Annotated in this window: 26 protein-coding genes and 1 tRNA gene; 17 read left to right on the forward strand and 10 right to left on the reverse strand. The window is 54.5% G+C overall.

Annotation, left to right across the window (positions count from 1 at the left end):
• Positions 1 to 157 precede the first annotated feature (157 nt).
• From Q1A43_RS17745 to Q1A43_RS17805, 13 genes are all read left to right on the forward strand, one after another.
• Complete coding sequence (locus tag Q1A43_RS17745; protein ID WP_299924596.1) at positions 158 to 337, forward strand: hypothetical protein; 180 nt, start codon at positions 158 to 160, stop codon at positions 335 to 337.
• Positions 338 to 524: 187 nt separating this feature from the next.
• Entirely contained in the window at positions 525 to 1,385 is an 861-nt protein-coding gene (cpaB, locus tag Q1A43_RS17750) for a Flp pilus assembly protein CpaB (protein ID WP_299924593.1), read from the forward strand.
• A gap of 204 nt (positions 1,386 to 1,589) precedes the next feature.
• Positions 1,590 to 3,020, forward strand: a complete 1,431-nt coding sequence (locus Q1A43_RS17755; protein WP_299924590.1) for a type II and III secretion system protein family protein — start codon at positions 1,590 to 1,592, stop codon at positions 3,018 to 3,020.
• Positions 3,021 to 3,036: 16 nt separating this feature from the next.
• Positions 3,037 to 3,717, forward strand: a complete 681-nt coding sequence (locus Q1A43_RS17760; protein ID WP_299924587.1) for an OmpA family protein — start codon at positions 3,037 to 3,039, stop codon at positions 3,715 to 3,717.
• A gap of 236 nt (positions 3,718 to 3,953) precedes the next feature.
• Entirely contained in the window at positions 3,954 to 5,201 is a 1,248-nt protein-coding gene (locus tag Q1A43_RS17765) for an AAA family ATPase (protein ID WP_299924584.1), read from the forward strand.
• Positions 5,202 to 5,216: 15 nt separating this feature from the next.
• Positions 5,217 to 6,665: a CpaF family protein gene (locus Q1A43_RS17770; RefSeq protein ID WP_299924581.1), complete on the forward strand. Its 1,449-nt coding sequence runs from the start codon at positions 5,217 to 5,219 to the stop codon at positions 6,663 to 6,665.
• A gap of 5 nt (positions 6,666 to 6,670) precedes the next feature.
• A complete protein-coding gene (locus tag Q1A43_RS17775) occupies positions 6,671 to 7,636 on the forward strand; it encodes a type II secretion system F family protein (RefSeq protein ID WP_299924578.1) in 966 nt (321 codons plus the stop codon).
• Positions 7,637 to 7,648: 12 nt separating this feature from the next.
• A complete protein-coding gene (locus Q1A43_RS17780; RefSeq protein ID WP_299924575.1) occupies positions 7,649 to 8,620 on the forward strand; it encodes a type II secretion system F family protein in 972 nt (323 codons plus the stop codon).
• Positions 8,621 to 8,622: 2 nt separating this feature from the next.
• A complete protein-coding gene (locus Q1A43_RS17785) occupies positions 8,623 to 9,204 on the forward strand; it encodes a tetratricopeptide repeat protein (protein ID WP_299924572.1) in 582 nt (193 codons plus the stop codon).
• A 15-nt stretch (positions 9,205 to 9,219) separates the two neighbouring features.
• On the forward strand, positions 9,220 to 10,071 hold the full coding sequence (locus Q1A43_RS17790) for a hypothetical protein (RefSeq protein ID WP_299924570.1): 852 nt from the start codon (positions 9,220 to 9,222) through the stop codon (positions 10,069 to 10,071).
• Between the two features lie 18 nt (positions 10,072 to 10,089).
• Positions 10,090 to 10,623 carry a prepilin peptidase gene (locus tag Q1A43_RS17795; RefSeq protein ID WP_299924568.1) on the forward strand — a complete coding sequence of 178 codons (534 nt, stop codon included), beginning with the start codon at positions 10,090 to 10,092 and terminating at the stop codon, positions 10,621 to 10,623.
• Positions 10,624 to 10,752: 129 nt separating this feature from the next.
• Positions 10,753 to 12,066 (forward strand): ATPase, encoded by a 1,314-nt coding sequence (locus Q1A43_RS17800; RefSeq protein ID WP_299924566.1) that lies wholly within the window; start codon positions 10,753 to 10,755, stop codon positions 12,064 to 12,066.
• 171 nt (positions 12,067 to 12,237) lie between these two features.
• A tRNA-Met gene (locus tag Q1A43_RS17805) sits at positions 12,238 to 12,314 on the forward strand.
• Positions 12,315 to 12,466: 152 nt separating this feature from the next.
• On the opposite strand, the gene Q1A43_RS17810 is transcribed toward Q1A43_RS17805, so the two are convergent.
• Positions 12,467 to 13,216, reverse strand: coding sequence for a cell cycle transcriptional regulator TrcR (locus Q1A43_RS17810; protein ID WP_299924563.1), 750 nt, complete (start codon positions 13,214 to 13,216; stop codon positions 12,467 to 12,469).
• Between the two features lie 287 nt (positions 13,217 to 13,503).
• On the opposite strand from Q1A43_RS17810, the gene Q1A43_RS17815 reads away from it, so the two are divergent.
• Together Q1A43_RS17815 and Q1A43_RS17820 are read left to right on the forward strand one after the other, a co-directional pair.
• Positions 13,504 to 14,154, forward strand: a complete 651-nt coding sequence (locus Q1A43_RS17815) for a ribonuclease T2 (RefSeq protein WP_299937378.1) — start codon at positions 13,504 to 13,506, stop codon at positions 14,152 to 14,154.
• 9 nt (positions 14,155 to 14,163) lie between these two features.
• Positions 14,164 to 14,469, forward strand: coding sequence for a DUF1294 domain-containing protein (locus Q1A43_RS17820; protein ID WP_299924557.1), 306 nt, complete (start codon positions 14,164 to 14,166; stop codon positions 14,467 to 14,469).
• Positions 14,470 to 14,473: 4 nt separating this feature from the next.
• On the opposite strand, the gene Q1A43_RS17825 is transcribed toward Q1A43_RS17820, so the two are convergent.
• The 3 genes from Q1A43_RS17825 to Q1A43_RS17835 form a co-directional block, all read right to left on the reverse strand.
• Entirely contained in the window at positions 14,474 to 15,157 is a 684-nt protein-coding gene (locus Q1A43_RS17825; protein WP_299937380.1) for a Crp/Fnr family transcriptional regulator, read from the reverse strand.
• Between the two features lie 179 nt (positions 15,158 to 15,336).
• Positions 15,337 to 16,014 carry a DUF1295 domain-containing protein gene (locus Q1A43_RS17830; protein WP_299937383.1) on the reverse strand — a complete coding sequence of 226 codons (678 nt, stop codon included), beginning with the start codon at positions 16,012 to 16,014 and terminating at the stop codon, positions 15,337 to 15,339.
• 11 nt (positions 16,015 to 16,025) lie between these two features.
• Positions 16,026 to 16,481, reverse strand: coding sequence for a DUF2269 family protein (locus Q1A43_RS17835; protein ID WP_299937386.1), 456 nt, complete (start codon positions 16,479 to 16,481; stop codon positions 16,026 to 16,028).
• Positions 16,482 to 16,571: 90 nt separating this feature from the next.
• On the opposite strand from Q1A43_RS17835, the gene Q1A43_RS17840 reads away from it, so the two are divergent.
• Positions 16,572 to 17,099: a TetR/AcrR family transcriptional regulator gene (locus tag Q1A43_RS17840; RefSeq protein ID WP_299937388.1), complete on the forward strand. Its 528-nt coding sequence runs from the start codon at positions 16,572 to 16,574 to the stop codon at positions 17,097 to 17,099.
• On the opposite strand, the gene Q1A43_RS17845 is transcribed toward Q1A43_RS17840, so the two are convergent.
• Entirely contained in the window at positions 17,087 to 17,725 is a 639-nt protein-coding gene (locus tag Q1A43_RS17845) for a sulfotransferase family 2 domain-containing protein (RefSeq protein ID WP_299937390.1), read from the reverse strand. The two genes, Q1A43_RS17840 and Q1A43_RS17845, sit on opposite strands and share 13 nt — an antisense overlap.
• A gap of 96 nt (positions 17,726 to 17,821) precedes the next feature.
• Between Q1A43_RS17845 and Q1A43_RS17850 the strand changes: the two genes are divergently transcribed.
• The gene (locus Q1A43_RS17850) at positions 17,822 to 19,444 is read left to right on the forward strand and encodes an AMP-binding protein (RefSeq protein WP_299937392.1); all 1,623 of its coding nucleotides are present in this window, start codon (positions 17,822 to 17,824) and stop codon (positions 19,442 to 19,444) included.
• A 128-nt stretch (positions 19,445 to 19,572) separates the two neighbouring features.
• On the opposite strand, the gene Q1A43_RS17855 is transcribed toward Q1A43_RS17850, so the two are convergent.
• The 5 genes from Q1A43_RS17855 to Q1A43_RS17875 form a co-directional block, all read right to left on the reverse strand.
• Positions 19,573 to 20,679, reverse strand: a complete 1,107-nt coding sequence (locus tag Q1A43_RS17855; protein WP_299937395.1) for a hypothetical protein — start codon at positions 20,677 to 20,679, stop codon at positions 19,573 to 19,575.
• Positions 20,680 to 20,968: 289 nt separating this feature from the next.
• Entirely contained in the window at positions 20,969 to 21,229 is a 261-nt protein-coding gene (locus Q1A43_RS17860; protein ID WP_299924535.1) for a hypothetical protein, read from the reverse strand.
• Positions 21,230 to 21,264: 35 nt separating this feature from the next.
• Complete coding sequence (locus Q1A43_RS17865; RefSeq protein WP_299937398.1) at positions 21,265 to 21,744, reverse strand: hypothetical protein; 480 nt, start codon at positions 21,742 to 21,744, stop codon at positions 21,265 to 21,267.
• 187 nt (positions 21,745 to 21,931) lie between these two features.
• Positions 21,932 to 24,073, reverse strand: coding sequence for a hypothetical protein (locus Q1A43_RS17870; protein WP_299937400.1), 2,142 nt, complete (start codon positions 24,071 to 24,073; stop codon positions 21,932 to 21,934).
• Positions 24,070 to 25,182: a phosphatase PAP2 family protein gene (locus tag Q1A43_RS17875; RefSeq protein WP_299937403.1), complete on the reverse strand. Its 1,113-nt coding sequence runs from the start codon at positions 25,180 to 25,182 to the stop codon at positions 24,070 to 24,072. Before Q1A43_RS17875 ends, Q1A43_RS17870 begins: the two co-directional genes overlap by 4 nt.
• Positions 25,183 to 25,438: the final 256 nt, after the last annotated feature.

Raw genomic sequence — 25,438 nt, forward strand, 5'->3', positions numbered from 1 at the left:
TCGACCATCGAAACCAACGCCACAACCCTGATCACCGCTGCCGGTGGCGCAGTTGCGGCTGAAAACGACTTCTAAGTCGATCTAGCTGATACACGCCTCGCGGAAGCAGGTAACTTGCTTCTGCGGACCCTCAATTAAGAGCAGGAAAGGGCCAATAATGCTTAAATTTTTCAAAGCATTCCGTGATGATCAGTGCGGTGCGGTAACTGTCGACTGGATTGTAATCACTTCCGCCGTCGTCGGTATGTCAGCTGTTGCTTTCTTCACCGTTGAAGATGCTTCATTTGCGCTGATGGACGCCGCAGGCACAGCAGTCGCTGCAGAAAACGACTTCTGATCCCCTGTTCCCTACGCACCGAGGGCTGTTTCCCAATTGGGAAGCGGCCCTTTTCTCTGGCACGACTTCAACGCGTGATTTTCACGGAAGTACCGCCATCCCGGCCTCATTTGGCCACAATTGACGATCAAATTGGTACTCGGGCATCAAACCTTTTGCTGCCCTGAGGTTAAAAACGAGGTGAAACATGCGACTTGTATTCGGATTGGTACTGATAGCAGGGCTTGGCTTGGCCGGCTTTGCCGTCTACATGGCGCAAAACTATATCGGTGCCTATGAAAACGCGCTGCAACAGGAACGCGCCAAAGTTGTCGCGGCCATTCCAACCCAGCAGATTTATGTCACCAACCGCGCAATCGCCTATGGCGAAGTCATCTTGCCCGAAGACATCCAATTGGCCCCCTGGCCAAACGAAATCCTCCCCGAGGGGTATTTTGACGAAGCCAATCCAGCCGCAATCGAAGGCCAAGACCCCCGTGTCGCAATGCGTCAGATGGAAAAGTTCGAGGCATTGGTTGCCGTCAAACTGTCTGAACCAGGTGGTGATGCCGGTCTAACGTCTCGGCTTAAGCGAGGCCAACGGGCCTATGCGATCAAGGTTGACGTGGCTTCTGGTGTATCGGGTTTCTTGCGCCCAGGTGACCGTGTTGACGTCTATTGGACAGGTCGTATTCCGGGCAATGACCCCAACCTGCCCAAAGGTGATGTGACAAAGCTTATCGAAACCGGTGTTGGTCTAATTGCGATCGACCAAATGTCAGAAGCCGAATCCAACGCTGCCACGATTGCGCGTACCGTTACCGTTGCTGCCAGCCCTCAACAGGTTGCCGCTTTGGCTCAGGCCCAGAAAACCGGTCAACTGTCGCTGTCCCTGATGGCAAGCAATGACGACACTGTTGCCGAGGCGATTGAGGTCGACCAAATGTCGCTCTTGGGTCTTGAACAGTCCGCCCCTGACGACGCACCCAAACGTGCATTGCAGACCTGTACCCGAATTGAACGCCGTGGCGTTGAGCGTACAGAAATTCCGATCCCCTGCACGAACTAAGGGTAAATCAACAGTCATTGACAGGCGGGCATCCCAAGTGGGTGCCCGTTTTCATTGGTAGTTTTTGCCATCTGTTGCGAGTTATCCACATATATCTCCCTTCCGAAGTCATTGATTCTTGCAAAAAAATCAAAACTAGCGCAGGTTTGGACAAAATGCAGGCAATAAGACCTGCGAGTGAGGCGTGATCGAAAGGCAGGTCACATGAAATTTGATAGATTCATGAAAGCAGCCCTCTTTGGGCTGACATTGGCTGTGGCTCCCGCTGCAACCGTGCTCCCAACGATGCTCGAGGCCGAAACCTTGCGTGTCGTACGTAGCGGGACGGAACAGGTGCTAAAGGTTCCGATGAACCGAGCCGTGGTGGTGGAAAGCGATCAGCCCTTTGCAGAGCTGTCGATCGCCAACCCGTCCATCGCGGACATTTCATCGCTCTCAGACCGGTCAATATATGTCTTGGGTAAATCGCCCGGCACAACGACGTTGACCATTCTGGATGGCCAAGGCCAGCTCATCACCAATGTGGATGTGCGGGTCGCGGCGGACGTTACCGAATTTAAGGAACGCCTCCGCCAAATCCTTCCGGACGAAAAAATCGAAGTGCGTACCGCCAATGACGGTATCGTCTTGTCGGGCACCGCCTCTTCGACGGCACGTATGCAACGCGCGCTTGATCTTGCTGAACGCTATGCGCCTGAACGCGTGTCCAACCTGATGACGGTTGGTGGCATCCAACAGGTGATGCTGAAGGTCCGCTTTGCTGAAATGCAACGCACCGTCGGCAAACAGCTGCGCGCCTCGCTGGCAACCGGTGGGTCGGTGCTTGGCGGTGATCTAGGCCTTGAAATCGGGACAGGCAACGCCGCCCCGCTGGCCAATGTTGATCAGGTCGCCAACAAACTCTTCCCCGAAGGGATTGATAACGAAGGCGCAGCCTTGTTGGGCTTTAACATGGGTGGCCTCGAAGTTGGTATCCTACTCGAAGCGCTCGAAGCCAAAGGCGTTGTTCGCACCCTTGCCGAACCAAATCTGACGGCCCTTTCCGGCCAAGAGGCCAAGTTCCTTGCAGGCGGCGAATATCCGATCCCGGTGGCACAGCAAAACGACACAATCACCATTGAGTTCAAACCCTTTGGTGTTGAGTTGAACTTTATTCCGCGTGTCATGGACGGCGATTTGATCAACCTCGAGCTTGAGGCAGCGGTGTCGTCAATCGACAACACCAACGGGATCAACCTGTCGGACATTACCATTGCGGCCTTTAAGCGCCGCGAGACACAGACAACCGTTGAGCTGCGCGATGGTGAAAGCTTTGCCATTGCTGGGTTGCTCATGGATGACTTTACCGACCTCAACGGTCAGGTGCCGTGGTTGGGTGATGTGCCCGTACTGGGGGCGCTGTTCCGCAGTGCAGAATACCAGCGCGAACAATCCGAATTGGTCATTATTGTAACACCGCACTTGGTCACCCCAACCCGTGGCGAGGCCTTGGCCCTGCCAACGGATCGGGTGATGCCACCAACCGAGAGCGATCTGTTCTTGCGCGGTCGTGTGGTCGGAACCCCGAAAACTGGCGCAGCCGGAGAGGTGGCGAAACAAGATTTCACCGGCTCTTACGGCTATGTGATGGATTAAGCGGAGGCTTGGACAGATGATCAGGACCACCATAACCGGCATCGCCATCAGCTTCGCTTTGGCAGGCTGCGGATCCGAACCGGTCGCAGGGGCATTCCACCGAGAAGCGGGGTCGCTCATCGATACCGGGCATTTCGGCAATGCCACGATGAACAACACCCAAATTCAGAACGGCGAAAAACAATACGTCTATGACCTGTCACAGCGTTTTGCGTCTGAGGTTATGACAACCGTGAACTTTGCCTTCAACAGTTCGCAACTGGACGCCGGGGCGATTGACACCCTACGTGAACAGGCGCGCTGGATCCGCCAATTCCCTGAAGTCCGCTTTAAGGTTTATGGCCACACCGACAAGGTTGGTGGCGACGGGTTTAACAAAAGCCTCGGCATGAATCGTGCGCGGGCGGTGGTAAATTACCTTGTTTCCCAGGGGATTGACCGCAACCGCCTCGAAGCCGTTGTGAGCTTTGGCGAAAGCCAGCCGTTGATTGTGACCGAAGGTCGTGAACGCCGCAACCGCCGCACAGTGACCGAAGTTTCCGGATTTGTTGGACGCCATCCTACTGTTATGGATGGGAAATACGCCGAGGTCGTGTTCCGCGAATACGTGCGCTCTGCTGAACCGACAACCGGCCTTACTGGTCTGTCCGGGTCTGACATCGCCGTTGACCAAGGCGCGGCTGGCGCCGGCGGTTAACACTGGAAGACATGTCTTGAAAGGGCGCCCTTTGGGGCGCCTTTTTGTTTTCACCGTCCAGAAATACCGTACAATTTCGGCTTTTTGGCCCAAATGTTGCCGCCTTTCCCCGTCAATTTCCTTTCCAAAGGATCAAAGCGCCGCAGTGAGTCGGTGCATCGGGTCCGGAAATCGGGTGGCAGATGAGCAGTATCACGCCCCACTCCGAACCGGCTCGTAGGAAAGGACGTGAGGCTATGACGAGTTCGACACCAAACCAGGCGGATCCATCGCCCATCGTGGCATGCACCATCAGCCGCGATGTGCAGAACTTCGATCTTCTGATCGAAGACATGGAAACCATTTTAGGTGAAAGCTGGGGTGACCTCGGCTTTGACGAAGCCCTCGCCTTTCTCAATCAAAAAGAAGCCGAGGGGCTAGAGTTTGTCGCCATGGCAATTGACGCCATCGACGAACCCGATCTTGCCCTTTTGGGTGGGATTATTTCCGGTGCCAAAGACCGTGGTATCAAAGTGGTCCTAATTGCAGAAGATGTGACGCCTGCCTCGCTTCACCAATTGCTCCGCCAAGGTGCCGATGAATTTGTCCCCTATCCTTTGCCCGAAGGTGAACTTGCTGCTGCGGTTGAACGCATGCGCAATCCCCCTGCCCCAGTGGCCCAAGCCAACGCGGCTCCGGGCAACGATGGAGTCAAGCTAAGCGGTGGTGGTGACGGAGTTCTGATTGCGGTGCAAGGGCTTGCTGGTGGGGTTGGTACCACAACCATGGCCGTGAACCTTGCCTATGAGCTGGCGACATGTCGTGCCGAAAACGCCCCCAAGGTTTGCCTCATCGACTTTGGTCTGCAGTTTGGCACTGTCGCAACCTATCTTGACCTTCCACGTCGCGAGGCGGTTTTGGAAATGTTGTCCGACATCGAAACGATGGATGGTGACAGCTTTGGCCAGGCCTTGGTCAGCTATGAAGACAAGTTGCAGGTTTTCACCTCGCCTTCCGATATTCTGCCCTTGGACATGATTGGCCCAAGCGAAGTCCAGGCCATTTTGGACGTTGCGCGCGATCACTTTGACTATGTCATCGTCGATATGCCGTCGACCATCGTGCAATGGACCGAAACCGTTTTGACCGAAGCGCAGGTTTACTTCGCCATGGTGAGCCTCGATATGCGCTCGGCCCAGAACACGATGCGTCTGAAACGAGCCTTGCAGGCCGAAGATCTGCCCTATGACAAGCTGCGCTATGTTCTCAACCACGCCCCTAAATTCACCGATTTGCAGGGCAAAGGTCGGGTCAAGCGTATGGCGGATGGCCTTGGCATTACGTTGGATCTGCAATTGCCCGATGGTGGCAAACCTGTGGCTCAAGCCTGTGACCACGGACTGCCATTGGCAAACCACGTTCCTAAAAACCCGCTTCGCAAAGAATTTGTAAAACTGGCAGCTCAGCTTGATGCGATCGGAAATTCCGACGCCGAAGCCGCTTGAAAACGAGGAAAATAGATGTTTTCGCGCTATAAAAAGACCCAAGTTGCAGAAGCGGCCCCGGTAGAAACCAAGTCACCTGAACCTGTTGCGGCCCCTGCAGCGGAAACCCAAGCGGACAAGCCAAGCGCACGCCGTGTGGTTCAATCCGGTACTCCGGCGCGGGCAGCCCCTGCGGACAAGGAAAAGAAACGCAAAGAACGCCTTGCCGACATCAAGTTGGAAATGCACCGCGCTCTTTTGGAAAACTTGAACCTTGCCGCCCTTGATGGCGCAAGCGAAGCCGAGTTGCGTGAAGAAATCAACGACATCACGTCTGAAGTTCTCCAGGAAAAAGGCATCGTTTTGAACCGTGACGAACGGCGCGCGATGATCAATGACCTGTATGACGAAGTTAAAGGCCTTGGCCCGCTCGAGCCCTTGCTCAAAGATGAGAGCATTTCAGATATTCTGGTTAACGGCCCGCAGCAAATCTTTATCGAACAGAACGGCAAATTAAGCCTGTCTGATGTGACGTTCAAAGATGAAAAGCACCTAATGCGGATCATCGACAAGATCGTCTCGGCGGTGGGTCGTCGTGTTGATGAATCCAACCCCTATGTTGACGCCCGTTTGCAAGATGGCTCGCGTTTCAACGCGATGGTTCCCCCTGTTGCGATTGATGGCTCGCTCGTTTCCATTCGTAAGTTCAAAAAGGACAAGCTGGGCATTGATGACCTGGTGAACTTTGGGGCCTTTACCGAAGAAATGGCCGTTTACCTTCAGGCCGCCGTTGCGACGCGCCTCAATATCATCGTTTCCGGTGGTACAGGTTCTGGTAAAACAACCACGCTGAATGCGCTTTCGTCGTTTATCGACAATGCCGAACGTATCCTGACAATCGAGGATACAGCGGAACTTCAGTTGCAACAGGCCCATGTTGGCCGGATGGAAAGCCGCCCGCCAAACGTTGAAGGCAAAGGGGCTGTTACCCCGCGCGACTGTTTGAAAAACGCCCTTCGTATGCGCCCGGACCGTATCATCGTCGGGGAAACGCGTGGCGAAGAAGTTATCGACATGTTGCAGGCCATGAACACCGGCCACGATGGATCGATGACCACAATTCACGCCAACTCGGCGCGCGATGGCGTTGCCCGACTGGAGAACATGATCGCCATGGCCGGCATCGAGATGCCGCTCAAAGCGATGCGCGCGCAGATTTCATCGGCTGTGAACCTCATCGTTCAGGCCTCGCGCCTTCAAGACGGCTCGCGTCGGATGACTTCGATCACCGAGATCACCGGAATGGAAGGCGATGTGATTTCCATGCAGGAAATCTTTCGGTTCCAACGTGTTGGCCTAACACCCGATAACAAGATCCTCGGTCACTTCACCGCCACCGGTGTTCGGTCTGCGTTCTCTGAACGTTTCCGGATGTGGGGCTATGACGTGCCGTCCTCGATCTATGAACCTTTCCGAGCGGAGTAAGACCTATGCTCAGTGCAGCCCCTATCATCTATGGCATGATCTTCCTTGGCGTGCTGGTCATGGTCAACGGCATCTATCTGGTGGCGTTTGGCAAATCGATCAGCCTGTCCAACAAGGTCAACCGCCGCCTCGAAATGCTCGACAAGGGCGAACGACGCGAAGACGTTTTGGCCAAACTCCGCAAGGAGATGGACCAACACATGAAATCACGGTCTTTGCCGCTTTATTCGCTTTTGGCGGACAAAGCGCAAAAGGCTTCCATCGCCTTTACTCCACAACAGCTTATCATGGTGATGGCCGTTGCATCGGTTGGGGCCTTTCTGGGACTGACAGTCGGCACCGAGGCCTCTTTGCCCGTGCGTGTTGTCATGGGGCTCATGATGGGTGTTGGCGGGGTCTATATGTGGGTCAATCACAAGGCCAACAAGCGCCTTAGCATGATTGAAGAGCAGCTCCCCGATGCAGTTGAGCTTATGGTGCGATCCCTGCGCGTTGGTCACCCGTTTAGCTCGGCGATCACCATCGTATCCAAAGAAATCAAAGACCCTCTGGCCACCGAATTTGGCGTCATCGCAGACGAGGCGACCTATGGCCGCGACGTTGGCGAAGCCTTGAAACATATGGCCGAACGCCTCGACATGCAGGATTTGCGCTTTCTCGCCGTGGCCGTTGCCATTCAACAGCAAGCCGGTGGTAACTTGGCCGAAATTCTCGAAGGTCTGGCCAAGGTGATCCGGGCGCGCTTCCGCCTCTTCCGCCGTGTCAAAGCGATCACCGCCGAGGCGCAATGGTCGGGTAAGTTCCTGTCTGGTTTTCCGGTTGGTGCGTTGATCTTTATCCAGGTGGCCAAGCCCGATTACTACGACGACGTGCTCGACCACCCATGGTTTATCCCCGCCTGTTTTATTGTGGGTATCATGCTGACGCTGAACGTTTTTGTGATGCGCGCACTTGTGAACATCAAGGTTTAAGGGAGCCACGACATGTTTGAACAGATCAATACAATGATCACCGATCTGCTTGGCCCTGCTGGCCCGTTGATGGTGGTTGCTGGCCTCGCCTTTATCCTGATCCTTGCCACCATTCCGATGATGCTAAATGCAAAACCGGATCCGATGGACAAGCTCAAAAAGTCCGGTCAGGAACGCATGAACGCGGAATCCCGTGCCGTACTGCGCGAGAAGAGCAAAAACGACAAGCTGAACAAATACTCGCAGTTCCTTGAACCGCAGGATGAAAAAGAACTGTCCGACATTCGGATGAAGCTCTTGCAGGCCGGGTATCGCTCTAAAGACGCCGTGCAGATGTATTTCTTTGCACAGATGGCCCTTGGTGTTTTGCTTTTGGGTGTCGGGATCGTTTATTTCTTGATGTTTGTGAATGGCCCAGACGCCACGTTGCAGCAAAAGATGATGTATATCCTTGGCCCCGGTGCCATGGGGTATCTCGGGCCCAAATACTGGATCAACAAACGTGTCGAAAAACGCAAAGAAGAGATCCAGAGCGGTTTCCCAGATGCGCTTGATATGATGCTCGTTTGTGTGGATGCCGGTCAATCAATGGACCAATCCATCGTTCGCATCTCTAAAGAACTGCGCGCCTCCTACCCTGCTTTGGCCGATGAATTCGAAATCATCAGTCATGAAATGAAAGCTGGTAAGGACAAAACGCAAGTTCTGAACGACATGTCCGAACGTTGCGGCGTTCAAGATGTCAGCTCCTTTGTGACGGTTTTGAACCAAGCCCAAACCTTTGGTACATCAATTTCGGACGCCCTTCGGGTCTATGCCGGGGAAATGCGTGACAAAAGGGTCATGCGTGCCGAAGAAAAAGCAAACCAGTTGCCGACAAAGATGACGCTAACAACTATGATGCTGACAGTGCCTCCGCTGCTGATCATTCTGGTTGGCCCATCGGCGATCGGCATCACGGAAATGGGCAATATCGGACAATAATCATGCACTTGGCCCCTATTGGCGCCGCCCTATCAATTCTCGTTCTTTTGGCCGCCTGCGATCCGGGCGGCCAAAACGCGTCTCAGGACACCCCCTTTGCCCCGGCCCTTGACCCGCGCGGCGAGGCCGTTGACGGTTTGGTCGTTGGGCATCGGCTGATGGAGGCCGAGCAGTATGAGCTTGCCCTTGATGCCTATACCCGCGCCGCCGGTCAAAAAGGGCTGACCGGAGAGGTATTGGTGGCTTTGGGATCGGCAAACCTTGAGTTGGGCCGCTTAAACCAAGCGGAAAAACAGCTCCGCAGCGCCATCAAGAAAGAACCGGATTGGCCCGAGGCTTGGAATAACCTTGGTGTTTTACTGATCGAAACCGGTGAAACCGCCGAAGCGGTCGAAGTGTTGCGACGCGCCTTTGCCATGGATAATGGCGAAAGTGACGCAATCCGTGACAATTTGCGCTTGGCGATAGCAAAACAAGAAAATACCCTTTATGATGATGAGTTAGAACAAGATTACACGCTGGTGCGACGAGGGCGCGGACAATACACGATCCGCAGCGCAACAGCAGATGAGGCAGAGCAGTAAAAGGACGCAGGCACAATGCGCCACTTGACATTTGTATCTATCGCCGCGGCAGGCATTGTCGCGCTATCGGGCTGTGAAAAAGGCATCGATACCGAAGAAATGGATCGTAAGTTTCAGGGCGTTAACGTCGTGGATGAAACGAACCTGAATGAGGTCATGCTGACCGTCAGTGATCCAAACGAGGCGGTGAACTACTTCCAACGCGCCTCCGCGACTGATCCAGATCGGATTGACCTGACACGCGGCCTCGCCAAGTCTCTGATACGTGCAAAGCGTATCAACGAAGGTACGGTCGCCTGGGCCAAAGTGGTCGATCACGAAGACGCCACCAATGAGGACCGCGTTAATCTTGCCGATGCGCTGATCCGTGGCAACGATTGGGACAAGGCCGAAAAGGTGCTAACCGCCATTCCGCCGACCCATGAAACGTTTAAGCGCTATCGACTTGAGGCGATGATCGCCGATAGCAACAAGGATTGGGAGAAGGCAGACAGTTTCTATGAGATCGCCGTGGGCCTGACGACGAAACCGGCCTCGGTTCTCAATAACTGGGGCTATTCCAAACTGAGCCGTGGCGACTATGCCGCCGCCGAGCGTTTGTTCACCGATGCGATCCGCCAAGATACCACTCTGTTCACTGCCAAGAACAACCTCGTTTTGGCCCGTGGGGCGCAAGGCAAATATGTGCTGCCCGTCGTCCCCATGACGCAAGTTGAACGCGCCGAATTGCTACATTCCATGGGCTTGGCTGCAATCAAACGCGGTGATGTCGAAACCGGCAAGGGCCTATTGCGCAACGCAGTTGAAACCCATCCCCGCCATTTCGAAGCCGCCAAGACCGCGCTTGATGCGTTGGAAAACACCTAAGGCACCCCGAGGCTGACAATGCATATACCGGCGTTTCAGGCGGCTTTGTTCGCTGTCTTTGTGATCCCGATCTGGCTTTACACATTCTATGTGGACATGAAGCTCAAAAAGATCAGCAACTTGACCGTCTGGGCCTTGTTTGCAGTGTTTGTAGTGATCGGCTTTTTGACGATGCCAATCGGCGAATACCTATGGCGCTTTGCCCACTACGGCGTTGTTTTCGCCGTGGGATTTGCGTTTTGGATGCTGCGTCAGGTCGGGGCCGGTGATGTTAAATTCGCCGCTGTGGCCGCTTTGTTCATCCATCAAGGTGACCTGCGTTTGATGATGTTCATCGCCATAGCGGCGATGTTGGCGGCCACTGTGACAACTCTACTTGTGACCTTTTCACCACTGAAAAAGCTCGCCCCAAATTGGGCAACGTGGAAAATGCGCGATCCGAATAACCCGGATTCAGTTGGAGGTGGCAAACAGTTCACCCTTCCCATGGGAACTGGCCTTGGGCTGATGCTCTGCGCCTATCTCGTCCTTGGGATTTTCTACGGGCAATAGGCGTCCAAGGGGGCCATTGCGGCCCCTATTCTATAGCACCTTGCCAATCATCTTCCCCTAACCGGCCCATATCCTGACACAAACCTCGGGCATTCTGTTGCAAAGACCCCAAGTGGCAGGAATCGAGCGATGAATATGCAGACTGGCGCAGTGATGGCGCCCCCCTCCCCCAAGTCATTGGATGACGTCGGGCTGACCGTTGTGATGATGCGTGACATTCTGTTGAAAACGCAGTTCCGCAAGAACATCAACAAGGTGACCGATCTGGCCCGCGCCATTGCGCTGCCTGTGCCCATCACCCAGGAACTGATCGACTTGGCCCGCGGACAAGGGCTGATGGAAGCGATGGGGACCTTGGGTGCGGCTGGTGAAGTCAGCAGCGAAATGCCCTATCAGCTTACCGATCAGGGCAAGGCCCGCGCGCTCGACGCGCTTGCCCAGTCTGAGTATTTTGGCCCGATGCCGATCCCATTGGAAAGCTATCGCGAACAGATGAAGCGCCAGTCGATCCGGAACATTCAGATCACCCGTGATCAGCTTCTTGGCGCGATGGGCCACCTGATCCTTCCCGAAGACCTGATCGGCAACCTTGGCCCGGCTGTTGGCTCTGGCCGCTCAATCCTAATGTACGGCCCCCCCGGCAACGGCAAATCCTCGATCTCAAATGGTATTCGCGACGCGATGGGTGACAAGATTTATGTGCCCCGCGCCATTGAGTATTCGGGTCAGGTGATCACCGTGTATGACCCGATTGTGCACTCCAAGGCCACCGACGAAGTAGAAAACCCCAACGCCCTGCGCCGCCGGTCGCAATATGACCGCCGCTATGTCTATTGCCAGCGCCCCACGGTCATCACCGGGGGTGAACTGTCGCTCGACATGCTTGATCTTGTCTATAACCCGACGGCCCGCACCTATCAGGCCCCGCTTCAGCTCAAGTCCTCCGGCGGCATCTTTATCGTCGACGACCTTGGACGTCAGGCCGAACCGCCGCAAAAGCTCGTCAACCGTTGGATTGTTCCACTGGAAGAAAGCAAAGATATTCTGGCGCTACAATCGGGTGAGAAATTTGAGGTGCCTTTTGACACCCTCGTCATCTTCTCGACCAACTTCCACCCCAATGAAATCTTTGACCAAGCGGCCCTGCGCCGGATCTTCTTCAAAATCAAAATCGATGGTCCAAGTCAGGAAAACTTCTTGAAAATCTTTGCCTTGGTGGCACGCAAGAAAAAGATGCAGCTAGACGAAGCCAGTCTCGTGCATCTTCTCAAAAACAAATACCCGACGATCAACAACACCTTTGCCAACTACCAGCCGGTGTTCCTAATCGACCAAATGATCTCGGTCTGTGATTTTGAGGGCATCCCTTACAAGATGACGCCCGAACTTGTTGATCGGGCTTGGGCGAACATGTTCGTCAAGGATGAAAAGATCGTCAAATAAAGCCAATCCTCGCGCTTTTGAAACCCTCGGTCGCAGCGTCCTGCAACCGGGGGTTTTGTCGTTTTGGCATTGCGGTTCTCAGACTCCGGGAGGCGTGGCAAAAACCCTGAATTTTTCGTCGAAATTGGCTTGACGGCACCCCTGCCCTGCCTTAATCACCGCGCACGGTCCGGCGCGGTAGCTCAGTTGGTTAGAGCGATCGACTCATAATCGATAGGTCGGGAGTTCAAGTCTCCCCCACGCCACCACCGTCCCCAAACACACTGATACCCAAACAAAACTCGATTTTGGCTTTCGACGTTGCTTGTTTGAACGCTCGTTGCCATCGCCTTTGGCGCATCGGCAAAAGAAAACCCCGGCCACACGGACCGGGGTTTGGCATTCACACGATAGGACGGTCTTAGTCCTTTTCGTCTTCCTCGGCGTCATCATCCCCACCGGGGAGGTTAAAGAAGCTGTCAGCGTCCGAATAATCGGCATCGCTCTTCTCTTCTTCATCACGAGTGTCAGAGAGGCTAAAGCTTTCCAGCCCTTCCATCGACGACGGCAGACGTGGTTCTGTTTCCATCTCAAGGCTTTGCTCGGTCGAAACCAGTTTGCGGCGCTCATCGTCGCTCATCACCGTCCCGGTGGCTTTGGCGGCCTTGGCAACGGCGGCGTCCAGCTCGGTCTGACGGCACAGCCCAAGCGCAACCGGGTCAATCGGTTGCATGTTCTGGATGTTCCAGTGGGTGCGCTCACGGATCGATTGGATCGTCGGTTTGGTTGTGCCAACCAGTTTCGAAATCTGACCGTCGCTTAGCTCGGGGTGGAATTTCACCAACCAAAGGATTGCATTCGGACGATCCTGACGTTTGGACAGCGGGGTGTAACGCGGACCACGACGCTTTTCTTCGTCATGAGCGGCCGGGTTAAACTTGATCTTCATTTTATAAAGCGGGTCTTTTTCCGCCTGGTCGATCTGAACCTGCTCAAGCTGATTGTTGGCGACCGGGTCAAACCCTTTCACACCAACTGCGACATCGCCATCTGCGATGCCCTGAATTTCCAGCTCGTGAAAGCCGGTGAAATCCGCAACCTGCTTAAAGGTCAGCGTGGTGTTATCCACCAACCAAACCGCGGTCGCCTTGGGGTGCAGCAGCTTTGCCATATTGTAAACTCCTTGCGAATTTTGGACCCGAAATAGCTTTTTGCCCCGCCCGAGGCTTGGGCCTTGGGCGGCCCCGGAGGCCGGGGCGGGTTACCGTTGTAGGGAAACTTGGCCCGTATATAGTGCGCGATCTGCCTATATGGAAGAGAAAATGCGTTAACTGACGTACTGAGGGACGATCCCGGCTTAGCTTTCCCCGCAACAGAGCATGGACCTGCGCGCTTGGCTGTTCTACCACAAGACAGAACAACAACCGCCTCAGACACTTGCGGCAGTGGAGTAACGTTATGAAAAGTCTAAAAACCTGCCTTCTGGCGGTAGCTCTTGGGTTCTCTTTGGCCTCTGGGGCCATAGCCAAAGGTGATAAATCCGGCGAATTTGACTATTATGTTTTGGCCCTAAGCTGGTCCCCCAACTGGTGTGAAATCGAAGGCGATTCCAAACGCTCGGAACAGTGTGAAACCCGCCATGACTACGGTTGGGTGCTCCATGGTTTGTGGCCGCAATTCCATCGCGGCTGGCCAAGTTTCTGCCCGACGGTCGAACGCCACCCATCGCGGGGCATGACATCTGAAATGGTTGATATCATGGGCACATCTGGCCTCGCGTGGCATCAATGGAAAAAACACGGCACCTGTTCCGGCCTATCGGCCCGCGCCTATTACGATCTTTCACGCGACGCCTATGAAAGCGTGACGCGCCCCCAAATCTTTCGCAAACTCGACAAGAGCGTCAAACTGCCCGCCTCGGTCGTCGAAGAAGCGTTCTTGAAAGCCAATCCTGATTGGAGCGCCGACAACCTGACAATCACTTGCCGCGATGGCTTCATCTCGGAAGCGCGCCTTTGCTTGTCCAAGGACTTGCAACCGGTGCCCTGTGGTCGTGACGTGATTAAAGATTGCAAGCTCAAAGACGCTATGTTCGAGCCAGTACGCTGATCCTCAGGCATGAACACAACCGTACTGGCCTGGTTGGTCACCACAAACATCGCGGCGTTTGTCTGTTTCTATTTTGACAAACGCCGCGCCATCTCGGGCGGTTGGCGTATCCCTGAGAAGACGCTTTTAACGCTCGCTCTATTCGGGGGCAGCCTTGGGGCAAAACTTGCTCAACACCGGTTTCGGCATAAAACCCGCAAGCAACCTTTTGCTGCGATCTTGAACCTGATTGTGCTGGCCCACATGTGCTTTGCTATTGCGTGGACGCAACCGAACCTACGCGAACACATCAAACAAGTGCTGATCAGCCTCTAGCCGGTCACGCGGCAATGTCTTCGGACAAGGCCCGCAGCGCAGAAATATCCTCGATCCGAACATTGCGATATTCGCTGGAAACGCCCACTTGCTTGAGACGGCTAAAGGCGCGTGAAAGGCTTTCTGGTTTCATACCAAGCTTGCCGGCAAGGATGGTTTTCTCAAAAGGAAGCTCAAGTTCAACAACGCCCGACTCTTGGGTTTGAAGGCGCATCAAAAACTTTGTAAGCCTTTGGGTCCCCGTCTGAATCTTCAGCTGCTCAATTTGTTCCATCATGCCATTCATGTGGTAGGCAGACGCGTCCAAAACCGCGTCTTGAATGGCCGCTTTTGCATTTGAGCAACTACAAATCGATTTCAAATCCAGGTGTAGAATTGTGCAAGCACTCACCGCTTCGGCAGAGGCTTGCGACACGCCATGTTGTAAGGCAGCGACTTCATCAAAGCTCTCGCCAGCTTCCAAAGTTGCTAAAAGCGCCTCATCCCCTGCGGACGAGTTCCTGTAGAGCTTGATCCAACCATCCAACACCAATTTCAGTGTCCCGGCCTGCTCTCCCTGAAGGCAAATAGTGGCACCTCGGTCGTAGCTGCGCGGCTGCGCTTTGGCCAAAAGGCACTTGCGGACATTCGCCGGCAAGCGGCCAAACAATGGCCCATTTGCGAGGACCTGCGTCATCTGCGGTGTCATTAAATATGCCTCCCTTGGGTATCTTACCCCTACGTCAGGCAGGCCGCCGCACAAGTTGACATGGATCAACGTTTCCGAAAAGAATCGCAAACGGTCTTACCGCTAACACCACAAAAAACCATCAATTTCGCACAATGAAGACCGTCTTGCGCATCGTGCGCCTAGCAAGAGGGTAATTGTTAATACAGATAGGGAATGAACTTGGCTGTCTTCTCTGAATACGCTTTGAATTCAGCGCCATAGCGTTGCAAAAGATAGGTATCTAGTGCGGGGATGTGATAGAAAACGAACCCCACAGTCATGACCAACGGGATCACAAATGCGACCAAAGAATGGGTCAACATAGCCCAGCCGGAAAACATAACTGTGTCGCCAAAATAATTTATGTGCATGGAGTGCGAAAACAACCCAAGAGTGTATGCACGCCCTTTGGATGAGGAGTGTTTCTTCCATTTCCAACGCTGGAGTTCAGACCAAGTGTTGAGCCAAGACCCAACGAGAATCAATGTGACGGCAATAATATCCAGCCCGCCAAACGGGATGAGTTGCCCGGAAAATGCTCCACCACCCAAAAGGGTGAAACCTATTTCAAACACGGCCATGAAGGCAGACAGGCCTAGAACCTCTGACCACGCCACATTCCGTTTTAGCAATATAAACAATGTGATCAGATGCCGAGCAAAGTATAATGCCGCCACCAAGACCAGTATCTGGGCGCGCTTGGGATCACTCAACGTAACACCACCAAACGCAATCCAAGCGCAAACCATAACAATGGACCCGTGCAATAGGGCAAACCCAAGCTTGGGGCCGATTGACAACGCGTGATCACGCGACACACCACCAGATTGTGACATTTCAATTCTCCTTATACGGGTTTAGCAATCATCACCCACAGGGTGATCAGGCTCAAAATCAACGCCCCTGCCCCAATGGGCGCAGCGCGTTTAAACGTTTTGAAATAGGCAGGCGGAAGCTGACGTTCCGCCGTTTGTGCAGCTGTGTTCAACCGGGCTTCGAGCCGCGCGCCAACCGCAAAAGCCAGAACAAGCGCCGCTGTTAGACCAAGGCCAAGGACAATCCAAAATTCGGTCCAAGCGTAGCCACTCCAGACCGTCAATGCGGCCCCACTTAGCGGAAGCACAACAAAACTTGGCAACATGACACGGCGGTTTACCATGCCAACGGCATGAGTAAGGGTCGAGGCTTCGCTCGGGGTCGCCTTAACGGCCAAACCGTGCAGCAGCCCATTGATGATCGTTGCCCCGATCATCATCACCACCGCCAATAGGTGGACAAGCTTTAAGCCAATATAGAGTGACATCTTTTTAGTCCAATCGGTCGAAAACAATTGCCGTATGGACTTTCTTGTATCTGTCTGTCAATTCCTTTTTGGACCAGTTGGACGGAAAAGATGCCGAAGATTGTCGATCACGATGCTTACAAACAAGAATTGGCAGGCCGTGCCGCCGTTCTTTTTGCCGAACAGGGCTATTCCGGCCTTGGGATGCGCAAGATTGCCGAGGCGCTTGGACTGTCGAAAAGCGCGCTTTACCACTATTTTCCGTCGAAAAAGGAGCTGTTCCTTGCTTGCACGGCTGTCGCAACGGCCCCGCAAGACGCACCTCCGCTAACCGGGTCTCCGTGCGATCAGCTGATGGCCATGGCAACGGATATGCGCTCGGGGTTTGCCAGTGAAATGGCGCTTGTTTTCGACTTTATCCGCGGTATGTCCCCGACGGACATCGCCAAAGATCCGGCAATGAAACAGGCCATGTCAAACTACCAAACCACAATCCAAAACATCACCGGCCCCAAGGTCGCGGATGAAATCCTGACGCTGCTGATTGGCGCGCTCATGCTTGATCTGTTTAGTGGCGGCTCATGGCCAGAGGATGCCATACGCGCCCGTTTTGACCGTGTTTTGGCTCAGAATTCATAGCCAAACCGCGCGATATCTTCGGCACAAAGCCGCCCCAAAAGGTCGCGCAGTTCGTCATCGTAATACCGTCGGTAGTCGCCGCGCTCCGACTTGTTTTCATGCGGCATGTCCGGGCAAAACCCCAAATGCTCGACAAGTGGCTCGATATCTTGATCAAGATGTTCAAGCCGCAAAAACGCCCCCCGCTCAACCCCATCCACCGTGCGCATATAGCGCCCGTAGGGCCAAGCGATCAGCGTCGACATCGTCAATCTATGATGCAGGAAATCACCAAATTCCAACTGCTTAGCAATCTGAACAGCCGGGTGATCAAAACCTTGCCCCTGAAGCCAATGGTAATAGCTCACCACCCGATCCCACGGATTGCGCACAAGCGTGAAACAGAACATCGCGCCAATCGTGTCCACATCAAACGCCCCGTCGATATCGGTTAGGTTCGAGTGTTTCCAAACCCGCCCTTTGGCTTTGAGCGCTTCGGCACGAGCCCGGCGTTTACGGGCCTTTGGCGTGTCGCCAATCAAAATATCATCGCGATGCGCCCGCGCCTCAAGCGCCAACGCCATCGACGTGCCCCCGGTTTTGGGGATATGAACAAAGATGAACCGACGGCCGGGCGAAATAATCATGCCTTAGTCTAACCTCCTCTCGCGCGACACGGAATCCCCTTTTCACGCGCTGCCTGCCTGCGCATAGTGCCGCAACAAAACAGAGCGAGGAACATAATGGGCTGGATGCGTGACGAAACCGGGTTAGAGAAAAATGCCGCAAACTATGTGCCGCTGACGCCGCTATCCTTTTTGAAGCGCGCCGCCACGATTTGGCCCGATCACCTTGCCGTCGTTTACGGCCCGCATCGCAAGACCTATGCCGACTACATCACCCGTGTGACACGCCTGGCCTCGGGGTTGACCAAGCTTGGCGTCAAACCCGGCGATGTGGTCGCCGCGATCTTGCCCAATATCCCGGCCCAAGCCGAGGCACATTTTGGTGTGCCCGCTTGTGGCGCGGTTTTGAATGCGATTAACACCCGACTTGATGTCGATACGATCACCTACATCCTTGACCACGGTGAAGCCAAAGTGGTGCTGTGCGATCCGCAATTCTTGCCGGTTTTGGCCGAAGCGATCGAGCAAATGGCCACTACACCGCCGCAGATCATTGAGGTTGCCGACGACATCGCAGGGGTGCATGCCCATGGTCATTACATGGAATACGAGGAACTGTTGGCCTCTGGTGATCCTGGTTTTGACTGGATCATGCCCGAGGATGAATGGGAAAGCCTCGCGCTCAACTACACCTCTGGCACCACCGGGCGACCCAAGGGAGTGGTCTACCACCATCGCGGTGCCTATCTAAATGCCATGGGTCAGGTGCTAAGCTGGCGCATGACCTTGCACCCAATTTACCTGACGATTGTGCCGCTGTTTCACTGCAACGGCTGGTGTCACACATGGATGATGCCCGCCTTGGGCGGAACGGTTGTGTGCTGTCGCGATATCACCGCCAAGGCGATCTTTGACGCCATCGCCGACGAAGGGGTGACCCATTTTGGCGGCGCGCCGATTGTTTTGAACATGCTGGTCAATGAACCAGAGGCCCAACGCCCCGTCGATCATGTAGTCGAGGTCTTTACCGCCGGTGCGCCCCCTGCCCCGGCTACGCTCGCCAAGATCGAGCCGATGGGGTTCAACGTCACACAGGTTTATGGATTGACCGAAGTCTATGGCCCGGCGACCGAATGCACATGGAATACCCGTTGGGATGATCTTGAGGGTGATGAACGCGCCGCGATCAAAGCCCGGCAGGGTGTCGCAATGCCCTTTATCGAAGAGGTCCGGGTTACCGATGACGAGATGACCGACGTTGCCCGCGACAGCACCGCCAAGGGCGAAATTCTGTTTCGCGGCAATGGTGTTATGAAAGGGTATCTCAAAAACCAGCGTGCCACGGATGAGGCATTTTCCGGCGGCTACTTTCATTCTGGCGACATCGCGGTTCACCACCCCGATAGCTATGTGCAAATCGCCGACCGCGCCAAAGACATCATCATTTCAGGGGGGGAAAACATCTCTTCGGTCGAGGTCGAAGCCTGTTTGATGAATCACGAGGCGGTCTTGCTTTGTGCCGTTGTGGCGAAACCCGACGAAAAATGGGGGGAGGTTCCTTGCGCCTTTGTTGAGCTTAAAGACGGTCACGACTGTACAGAGGCTGAGATTATCAGCTTTGCCAAAGATCGGCTTGCTGGCTTCAAGACGCCCAAAGTTGTGGTTTTCCAAGAGCTTCCCAAAACCTCAACAGGCAAAATTCAGAAGTTTGAATTGCGCAGTTTTGCCAAAACCCTATGACAAAAAAAACGCCGGGTAGAGGTAAAACCTCTCCCGGCGTCGCGTCATATAAATAAAGCCTTACATGGCGTCTCACACAACACACTCACACATAGTGAACATGTTGATTTTTGGAGATTCTTTCAAGTTCATTTTTCTTCATCTTTGGTGAAGTCGCGATTGCGCAAAACGAGATCTTGTTTCTTCAACCCGCCCAATTTAACGCTGGCAGATTTCCAAATATCGGCATTCGCGCGAACCGAAATGCCAAATAGCTCGGCACCGTCTTTGACTTTGCCACCATGTGCCAAAAGTCGTACCAAAAGCTTTTCCCGCTCATTCAGATTCGAATGTTCCCAATCCGGGGCAGCCTTCACAACATCTTGTTTTCTCATAATAAACAAAATTCGATAGCCATTGCTTTCACCGGACAAATGCTCCAGACGAACATCTTTCGCGACGAACGGTTGCCATTTCTCGGCCTCATCTGAGGCCGAAAACCCTGCCAATGACGTCAATTCTTTTGGCAAATAGGGGGACCATTGTTGTGGAAGCGCAAGCGTCTCTCCGGGAATTGCCTGCAAAACTCCCGCCTCTGTTAGATGTGTTGCCGCCGCATTCAGTGTCGACACCACATGTTTAAGGTCCACCACGATACATGGATCCGACATGTGCTCAACAATCGAGGGGATCGGCCAATAGTCTGATCTGGCGATAAAAACATCCCGGCCCGCCGTCCAAACTTCTTTCAAGTCGGACAAAACCTCAGACAGCCGTTGAATAATCTGGTCGCTGTTGCGGGCTTGTTCTGCGTCCAAATACAGATTTAATGCCGTCCACCCGGTGTCATCCTGATCGACCACCGCAACGATGCTATCCACCAGTCCTTGTGGCTCAAGCCACCCCCAAAACATGGTCTCTTGAAGCTTTTTCAAAGGCAGAAAACGGCTGAGCTCATAGGGTGTAAATGGAAAGTTTTGCGCCTCGATTTGGTTCCAGGGATCGGTTGACGCAAATTGGGTCAGAAAGGTCTCAACTTCTTGGCGAGAAAACCCATAAATGAGCGGGCTCTGCCACTCGTTTTGGAGCGTTGTCGGAATCACAATTTGCGCGCCTCTCAGGGTGCGTCGAGAGATCAATGCTTTGGAAGCTCCGCAATATTCACATAAAGAATGCAAAGCCGCATCCCAGCACTTTGGGTCCAAAACCGTCCGCGAAAGTGCTGTGACCAATTCCGCTGCCAACGCGTCTTTCATGCAATCTGCCCTACATAAGTATAGCCTATCGTTAACAAATAATGACAGGTTAGGAAAAGAGAATAAAAGACGCAGGGACATCTTGGCGTCTTGCAAAAACTTGTGATCGATCTGGTTAGATTTACCACCCCGGCTTAGGCTAAATAGCCAAGACGGGGTGGCATTGAGGCGCACATTATACTCGCGGGAACAAACACATACTCAGCCGCCAAAACCCTTGCCCAACACCAATACTGGGCTCGCCCCAATTCTATCAAAGCGGGCCGCAACACAGCCCGCCAATTCCATGTCAATTCTTGGCGACAATTCTCATTTCTATCGCCTCACCCTCGGGATCAAATTCGCCGAAGTCGCCACCAACATGAGGATAAGTAACGATTTCATTGAGTTTCGTAGCACCAATTGCATTGAGTTGATTCAATTGATCCGTGTCCCAACTCGGGTCAGGAGTGGTCGGCGGAGAGCTATTCGCCTCATCGCCGCGAATGACGCGTAAAACCGGTTTATCCAACAGAGCCTTTGCACCTACAACTTTTAGCTTCTCGCTCATGTTCCCACTCCTTCAAATTCTCTAGTCTCAGCCCGTCAGCGCGCACGCTGACGGCCCAACCGCCGCACAGTTTCCGTGCCGACAGGCAAATCGTCACATACCGGTTGATACCCGTAACGATCCGAATACGAATGCCGACGGACAGTGCCATCTGGCTTTTGGCTCTCAATAACCCGGAACCCACACACAAGTTCATTGGTGACCCTGTAGGCGTTTCCGCGCTCAAGCCACCCGCCGTAAAACGCGGTGCCCGAGGCATCGCGCATCACAATTTCAACAAAGCCGGATTGCTGCATCTCAAACATGAGATCCATGGCCGAAGCGTCTATCAAAGACGGATGCCCGGCGCGCAACCACTGCGATGACACCTTTGCACCGATCAAGCTACTGACCGGGTACTCGAACTCGGACATGATAACGCTGAGTACCGATGAAACATCTTCGTCTTTCTCAAAATCACGTATATCCGCGCCGTACTGCGCGTAGAGTCTGAGAAAGCTAAAGCTTCCCGGCATAATCCAATTCCCCGTCTCGGTGCCTGTCTATCGCGGCTTGCGAAAACCTTAACAGGCGCGGGTCATGAGATGGTCAATCCTGGGTCAATCCCCGGTCAAAAACCTTGAAAATTTCAAAAAGTTTCACCTGTTTTCACCACCGCCTTGGGCCGTCTCGGCAATTGCCCAAGGCAGTGGGTACAGTTTTCTAGTTTTCTTGGCGCAACACTTCTCGTGCCGCTCCACTTGGCACCCGACCCGCTCCGGCACGTGCCGGGTCAAGCTCCGCGCCGCGAGTGGCCAAGCTCACCGCATAAGTACGCAAGTCCGGCTTGGATGATGCTCCGGATGCTTCGGCAAGGCCGTCCAAAATCGCATCGGCAAGTTTGCGAGACAGGTTCGCTGTGGCCGCACTGGTTCCGTTGGCAAGGCGCACCGTTCCTGACCCCGTTCCGGCCGCCAGCATGGATCGCCGCGCGTCAGATAGCTCAACCTCCAACGCGACCAACGGCCCAATGGGCTCATCGCCGGGCACATCCGCTCCGGCCCCTGCGGACGAATAGGCCGCCATAGCGTCCGACGAGGGCCCTCGCGCGGCCGCGGCAACCAAGGCCCCTGCGGCGCAGGCATTGCTGCTCATTGTATTGCGCCGCTTGATTGGATTTCCGGCGATGGACAATGCCTCATCCAAACGCCCGTTCTCCAGACGTCGCTGATGGCTTGGGTGATCCAGATAGGCTTGCCGGCCTCGCGCCGGGAACCCGGCCAAACTGTCCCCGCGTTCAACCCAAAGCATCACCCGTTCCTCCCTGGAAAGCGCCGCTCCCTGTTTGGGGCCAAACACCAAACGCCAACGCCCCGCAGGCGCGACAAGCGCGGTCGGATCGTCACTCGCAGTTGGACGAATGGCCAGCGTGACCCGTGTCCGCGCTTTGCCTGACATTCCAACAGGAAGCGCATAATCGGGCAAATCTCGCTGAACATAAATCCTTGCAATTGCAGCACTTGGGTCTGCCATATCCTGCAACTCACCATCTTGGGAAAGAGGCGCGGGAGGTGGTTCATAGCCAATCGTGGTTGGTGGAACGACGTCAAACTCAAACGGCAAGTCAGGGCAATCACCCTCTAGCCAGAATTGGACAAAACTGGCGGTTTTGTCATCTGGTTGCAGGCACAAATACAGCTCTTGCCTTTGGACAATGTCGTCCGATGTCAGCTCGGCATGACAATCCGCTTGAAATGAATTTCCGGCCGACACGGTGACCGCTGCAAACTCATTGCGGTCTAGGCGAAGCTGAAAATCCGCGTCCAAAAGCCCCTGCCCGTCATGGCGGCCGCTATGATCACCAAAGCTGTAGTTCAGCAAAACCTCATGGGGCACATTTGCATAAAGCTGCCGCGCCGCGTGCCAGACCCAATTCATCGCAGATTTCACATAGATTTCATGCATGAAACCGTTGGTTTGCGCGACCAATTGCGGAGGGAGTTCGACCGCTAAAATCCGGTGACGCGTGGCTTTGGGATCATCGATATCGCGCCCGGCCGCGATATCGAGCATCATGCCACCATGACAATAGGATTGCGCCAAGGGCCTATTTCCGGCCCGCCACGACGCACCTGCTGGATTGGCAATTTCGGAATAAACGGCTGCCTCGCTGTCTAAATCCCCGCCAATTCGGCCCAGAAAGGCATCAATCTCTGCTCCGGCAATTTGCCGACCAATCACCACCTCGCTGGCCGACGCCCCCTCGATGCCGCGCCCTTGCAACCAAACCGCATCCAACCGGCTATGGGCACGCCCATGGCGAAACCGGGCATGGGCAAAGGGGATCGCGTGATCGATGATCGCCGTCACCACCAAGGGGTCGCCATCTGTCTGCGCCCCGTTGGTTTGTTCACGTTCTCCTAAGGTACGGGGTTGGAGCCCGAAGGATGTCGCGGTTTGAGCCGCCGCAACCCCTTGGGCGGTTTCCCCCAACCGGCTGCCGGAAATAGCCGACGTGTCATCCCCACCGAGATGGGCTTGCAAAGCGGCTGGCAACTCAAAGCTAGGGCAATCGACCTTCTCAAAAACGATGAGCTCATTGGGGCCCGTCTCGTAGCCATCCTTGCCAGCGTTTTGATCCGCATATAGCCAATGCGCCAAATCGTGATCGGTTACCTTGTAGCCAGATTGCGTTGCGAAAAAGCTGTGCATATCCGCAGCTGTCTTTGCGCCACTCACCCCCGGCTGCGTGTAGATGATCCTAGGCCGCCAGCCAGTTGACCCGCGCTCCTCTTGTGTCTGGGCCAACCAATCCCCCATCGGATCGGCCTGCGTCGATGGCAAGGATGTCCATGTCAGGGTCATACCCCGGCCCCCGATTGGTTCGGTGTGGCAATCGCCCATTCCCCGGCCGCTTTGTTCCAGAGCCAGCCCAAGGACGCGCAGCTAGGAACGCCAAACTCAGGATCAGGGCGCACGTAAGCTCCCTCTTGCCCCCCATCCGGGCCTGCGGATTGAGTGTTAAAGTTGGCCAAGCTGAAATCCGGTGTTTCGCCCCCCGTTGATGGGTCCCATGGGCTTTCGAAATTCAGACCGCGCATGGTCGCGCCGCCGGTGGCACGCCCGACCATATATTGCCCCAATGCCGTCCCAAGGCTGGCTCCGGCAAAGGTATCAATCGGATAATGCACCCCGGCCACGGTCCGGTTGACACCAACACGGGCGGCCTGCATCTGCATTTGACCGCGCCGTGACACACGTCCGCTTAGCCCTTGGGCGGCATCCATATGGTCAACGATCCCCGCCAGCACTTCGGACATGGCAAAGGCTTCGGTCGCATGGCCGCTAGGAAAGGCGCTATGTGCCGGTGTGGTGATCATCGGCTGCATCTGCGACGAAAGCTCAAACGGACGGCGCACATTCATCACCGCCTTGAACCGCTTTTCTATTTCAATCACCGCCCCCACGGCGACGAACAAAAACTCGATGGTCCATTTGTGACGCTGAGGGTGAAGCGAAATCGTCTGGCCAATGACCGACATGATTTCCCCCACCTGCGCATAGATTTCTGACGCACGATCAAGGCGCAAATCGGCGTAGGCTGCGATATAGTCGAGTTGCTTGTGAAACTCACCCATATGCGGGCGTTTTATCCCTGCAATTAAACCACCAGTTGCACGATCTGAAACGGAAAGCGTTTCTGTGCCCAAAGCAAATTCGATTTCAGAAAACAATTCGGACTGGATTGTCGAAATGCGCACCCCAGTTTCCATAAAGGCCATATGGTCCAAAGAATTGAATGGTAAGTGCTCGGGAACAATTGCGGGGGGCTCATAATGACCAACAATTCCGTCGCGCGCACCGATCAATGACCCGGATGCCGCCGCGGGAACCGCTTCTGTTGTCAATGACTTACCCCCTCCACCGGAGCTGGCCATCGAGGCCATGCTTGCCATAGAAGCCATAGATGCCATGCTTGCCATTGAGGCCATGCTGGCCATTGCGTATGAATTCGTTCCCATTGATCAAATCTCCCTTTTTTCCCAAGCCAAACCGACCCCGTTATTATGTTTTAAGCCGATCCAGATAAAAGGATCGGGCCGGAATAGGGTTTGGGTCAACCAGTGACGCGCGTTCCAATGCGGTTTTGACCGATTTTTGACGGGCGCTAGGCAGAGCAGCATTCCTTTGCTAGGGTAAGTTTAGAAACGGTTTAATGGTTTGAAACGA

The sequence above is a fragment of the uncultured Pelagimonas sp. genome (assembly GCF_947498515.1).
GTDB lineage: Bacteria > Pseudomonadota > Alphaproteobacteria > Rhodobacterales > Rhodobacteraceae > Pelagimonas.

Bases quoted from the DNA above. Each gene is read 5' to 3' on its own strand.
- Q1A43_RS17745 (WP_299924596.1), top strand. From the start codon at position 158: ATGCTTAAATTTTTCAAAGCATTCCGTGATGATCAGTGCGGTGCGGTA.
- cpaB (WP_299924593.1), top strand. From the start codon at position 525: ATGCGACTTGTATTCGGATTGGTACTGATAGCAGGGCTTGGCTTGGCC.
- Q1A43_RS17755 (WP_299924590.1), top strand. From the start codon at position 1,590: ATGAAATTTGATAGATTCATGAAAGCAGCCCTCTTTGGGCTGACATTG.
- Q1A43_RS17760 (WP_299924587.1), top strand. From the start codon at position 3,037: ATGATCAGGACCACCATAACCGGCATCGCCATCAGCTTCGCTTTGGCA.
- Q1A43_RS17765 (WP_299924584.1), top strand. From the start codon at position 3,954: ATGACGAGTTCGACACCAAACCAGGCGGATCCATCGCCCATCGTGGCA.
- Q1A43_RS17770 (WP_299924581.1), top strand. From the start codon at position 5,217: ATGTTTTCGCGCTATAAAAAGACCCAAGTTGCAGAAGCGGCCCCGGTA.
- Q1A43_RS17775 (WP_299924578.1), top strand. From the start codon at position 6,671: ATGCTCAGTGCAGCCCCTATCATCTATGGCATGATCTTCCTTGGCGTG.
- Q1A43_RS17780 (WP_299924575.1), top strand. From the start codon at position 7,649: ATGTTTGAACAGATCAATACAATGATCACCGATCTGCTTGGCCCTGCT.
- Q1A43_RS17785 (WP_299924572.1), top strand. From the start codon at position 8,623: ATGCACTTGGCCCCTATTGGCGCCGCCCTATCAATTCTCGTTCTTTTG.
- Q1A43_RS17790 (WP_299924570.1), top strand. From the start codon at position 9,220: ATGCGCCACTTGACATTTGTATCTATCGCCGCGGCAGGCATTGTCGCG.
- Q1A43_RS17795 (WP_299924568.1), top strand. From the start codon at position 10,090: ATGCATATACCGGCGTTTCAGGCGGCTTTGTTCGCTGTCTTTGTGATC.
- Q1A43_RS17800 (WP_299924566.1), top strand. From the start codon at position 10,753: ATGAATATGCAGACTGGCGCAGTGATGGCGCCCCCCTCCCCCAAGTCA.
- Q1A43_RS17810 (WP_299924563.1), bottom strand. From the start codon at position 13,216: ATGGCAAAGCTGCTGCACCCCAAGGCGACCGCGGTTTGGTTGGTGGAT.
- Q1A43_RS17815 (WP_299937378.1), top strand. From the start codon at position 13,504: ATGAAAAGTCTAAAAACCTGCCTTCTGGCGGTAGCTCTTGGGTTCTCT.
- Q1A43_RS17820 (WP_299924557.1), top strand. From the start codon at position 14,164: ATGAACACAACCGTACTGGCCTGGTTGGTCACCACAAACATCGCGGCG.
- Q1A43_RS17825 (WP_299937380.1), bottom strand. From the start codon at position 15,157: ATGACACCGCAGATGACGCAGGTCCTCGCAAATGGGCCATTGTTTGGC.
- Q1A43_RS17830 (WP_299937383.1), bottom strand. From the start codon at position 16,014: ATGTCACAATCTGGTGGTGTGTCGCGTGATCACGCGTTGTCAATCGGC.
- Q1A43_RS17835 (WP_299937386.1), bottom strand. From the start codon at position 16,481: ATGTCACTCTATATTGGCTTAAAGCTTGTCCACCTATTGGCGGTGGTG.
- Q1A43_RS17840 (WP_299937388.1), top strand. From the start codon at position 16,572: ATGCCGAAGATTGTCGATCACGATGCTTACAAACAAGAATTGGCAGGC.
- Q1A43_RS17845 (WP_299937390.1), bottom strand. From the start codon at position 17,725: ATGATTATTTCGCCCGGCCGTCGGTTCATCTTTGTTCATATCCCCAAA.
- Q1A43_RS17850 (WP_299937392.1), top strand. From the start codon at position 17,822: ATGGGCTGGATGCGTGACGAAACCGGGTTAGAGAAAAATGCCGCAAAC.
- Q1A43_RS17855 (WP_299937395.1), bottom strand. From the start codon at position 20,679: ATGAAAGACGCGTTGGCAGCGGAATTGGTCACAGCACTTTCGCGGACG.
- Q1A43_RS17860 (WP_299924535.1), bottom strand. From the start codon at position 21,229: ATGAGCGAGAAGCTAAAAGTTGTAGGTGCAAAGGCTCTGTTGGATAAA.
- Q1A43_RS17865 (WP_299937398.1), bottom strand. From the start codon at position 21,744: ATGCCGGGAAGCTTTAGCTTTCTCAGACTCTACGCGCAGTACGGCGCG.
- Q1A43_RS17870 (WP_299937400.1), bottom strand. From the start codon at position 24,073: ATGACCCTGACATGGACATCCTTGCCATCGACGCAGGCCGATCCGATG.
- Q1A43_RS17875 (WP_299937403.1), bottom strand. From the start codon at position 25,182: ATGGCATCTATGGCTTCTATGGCAAGCATGGCCTCGATGGCCAGCTCC.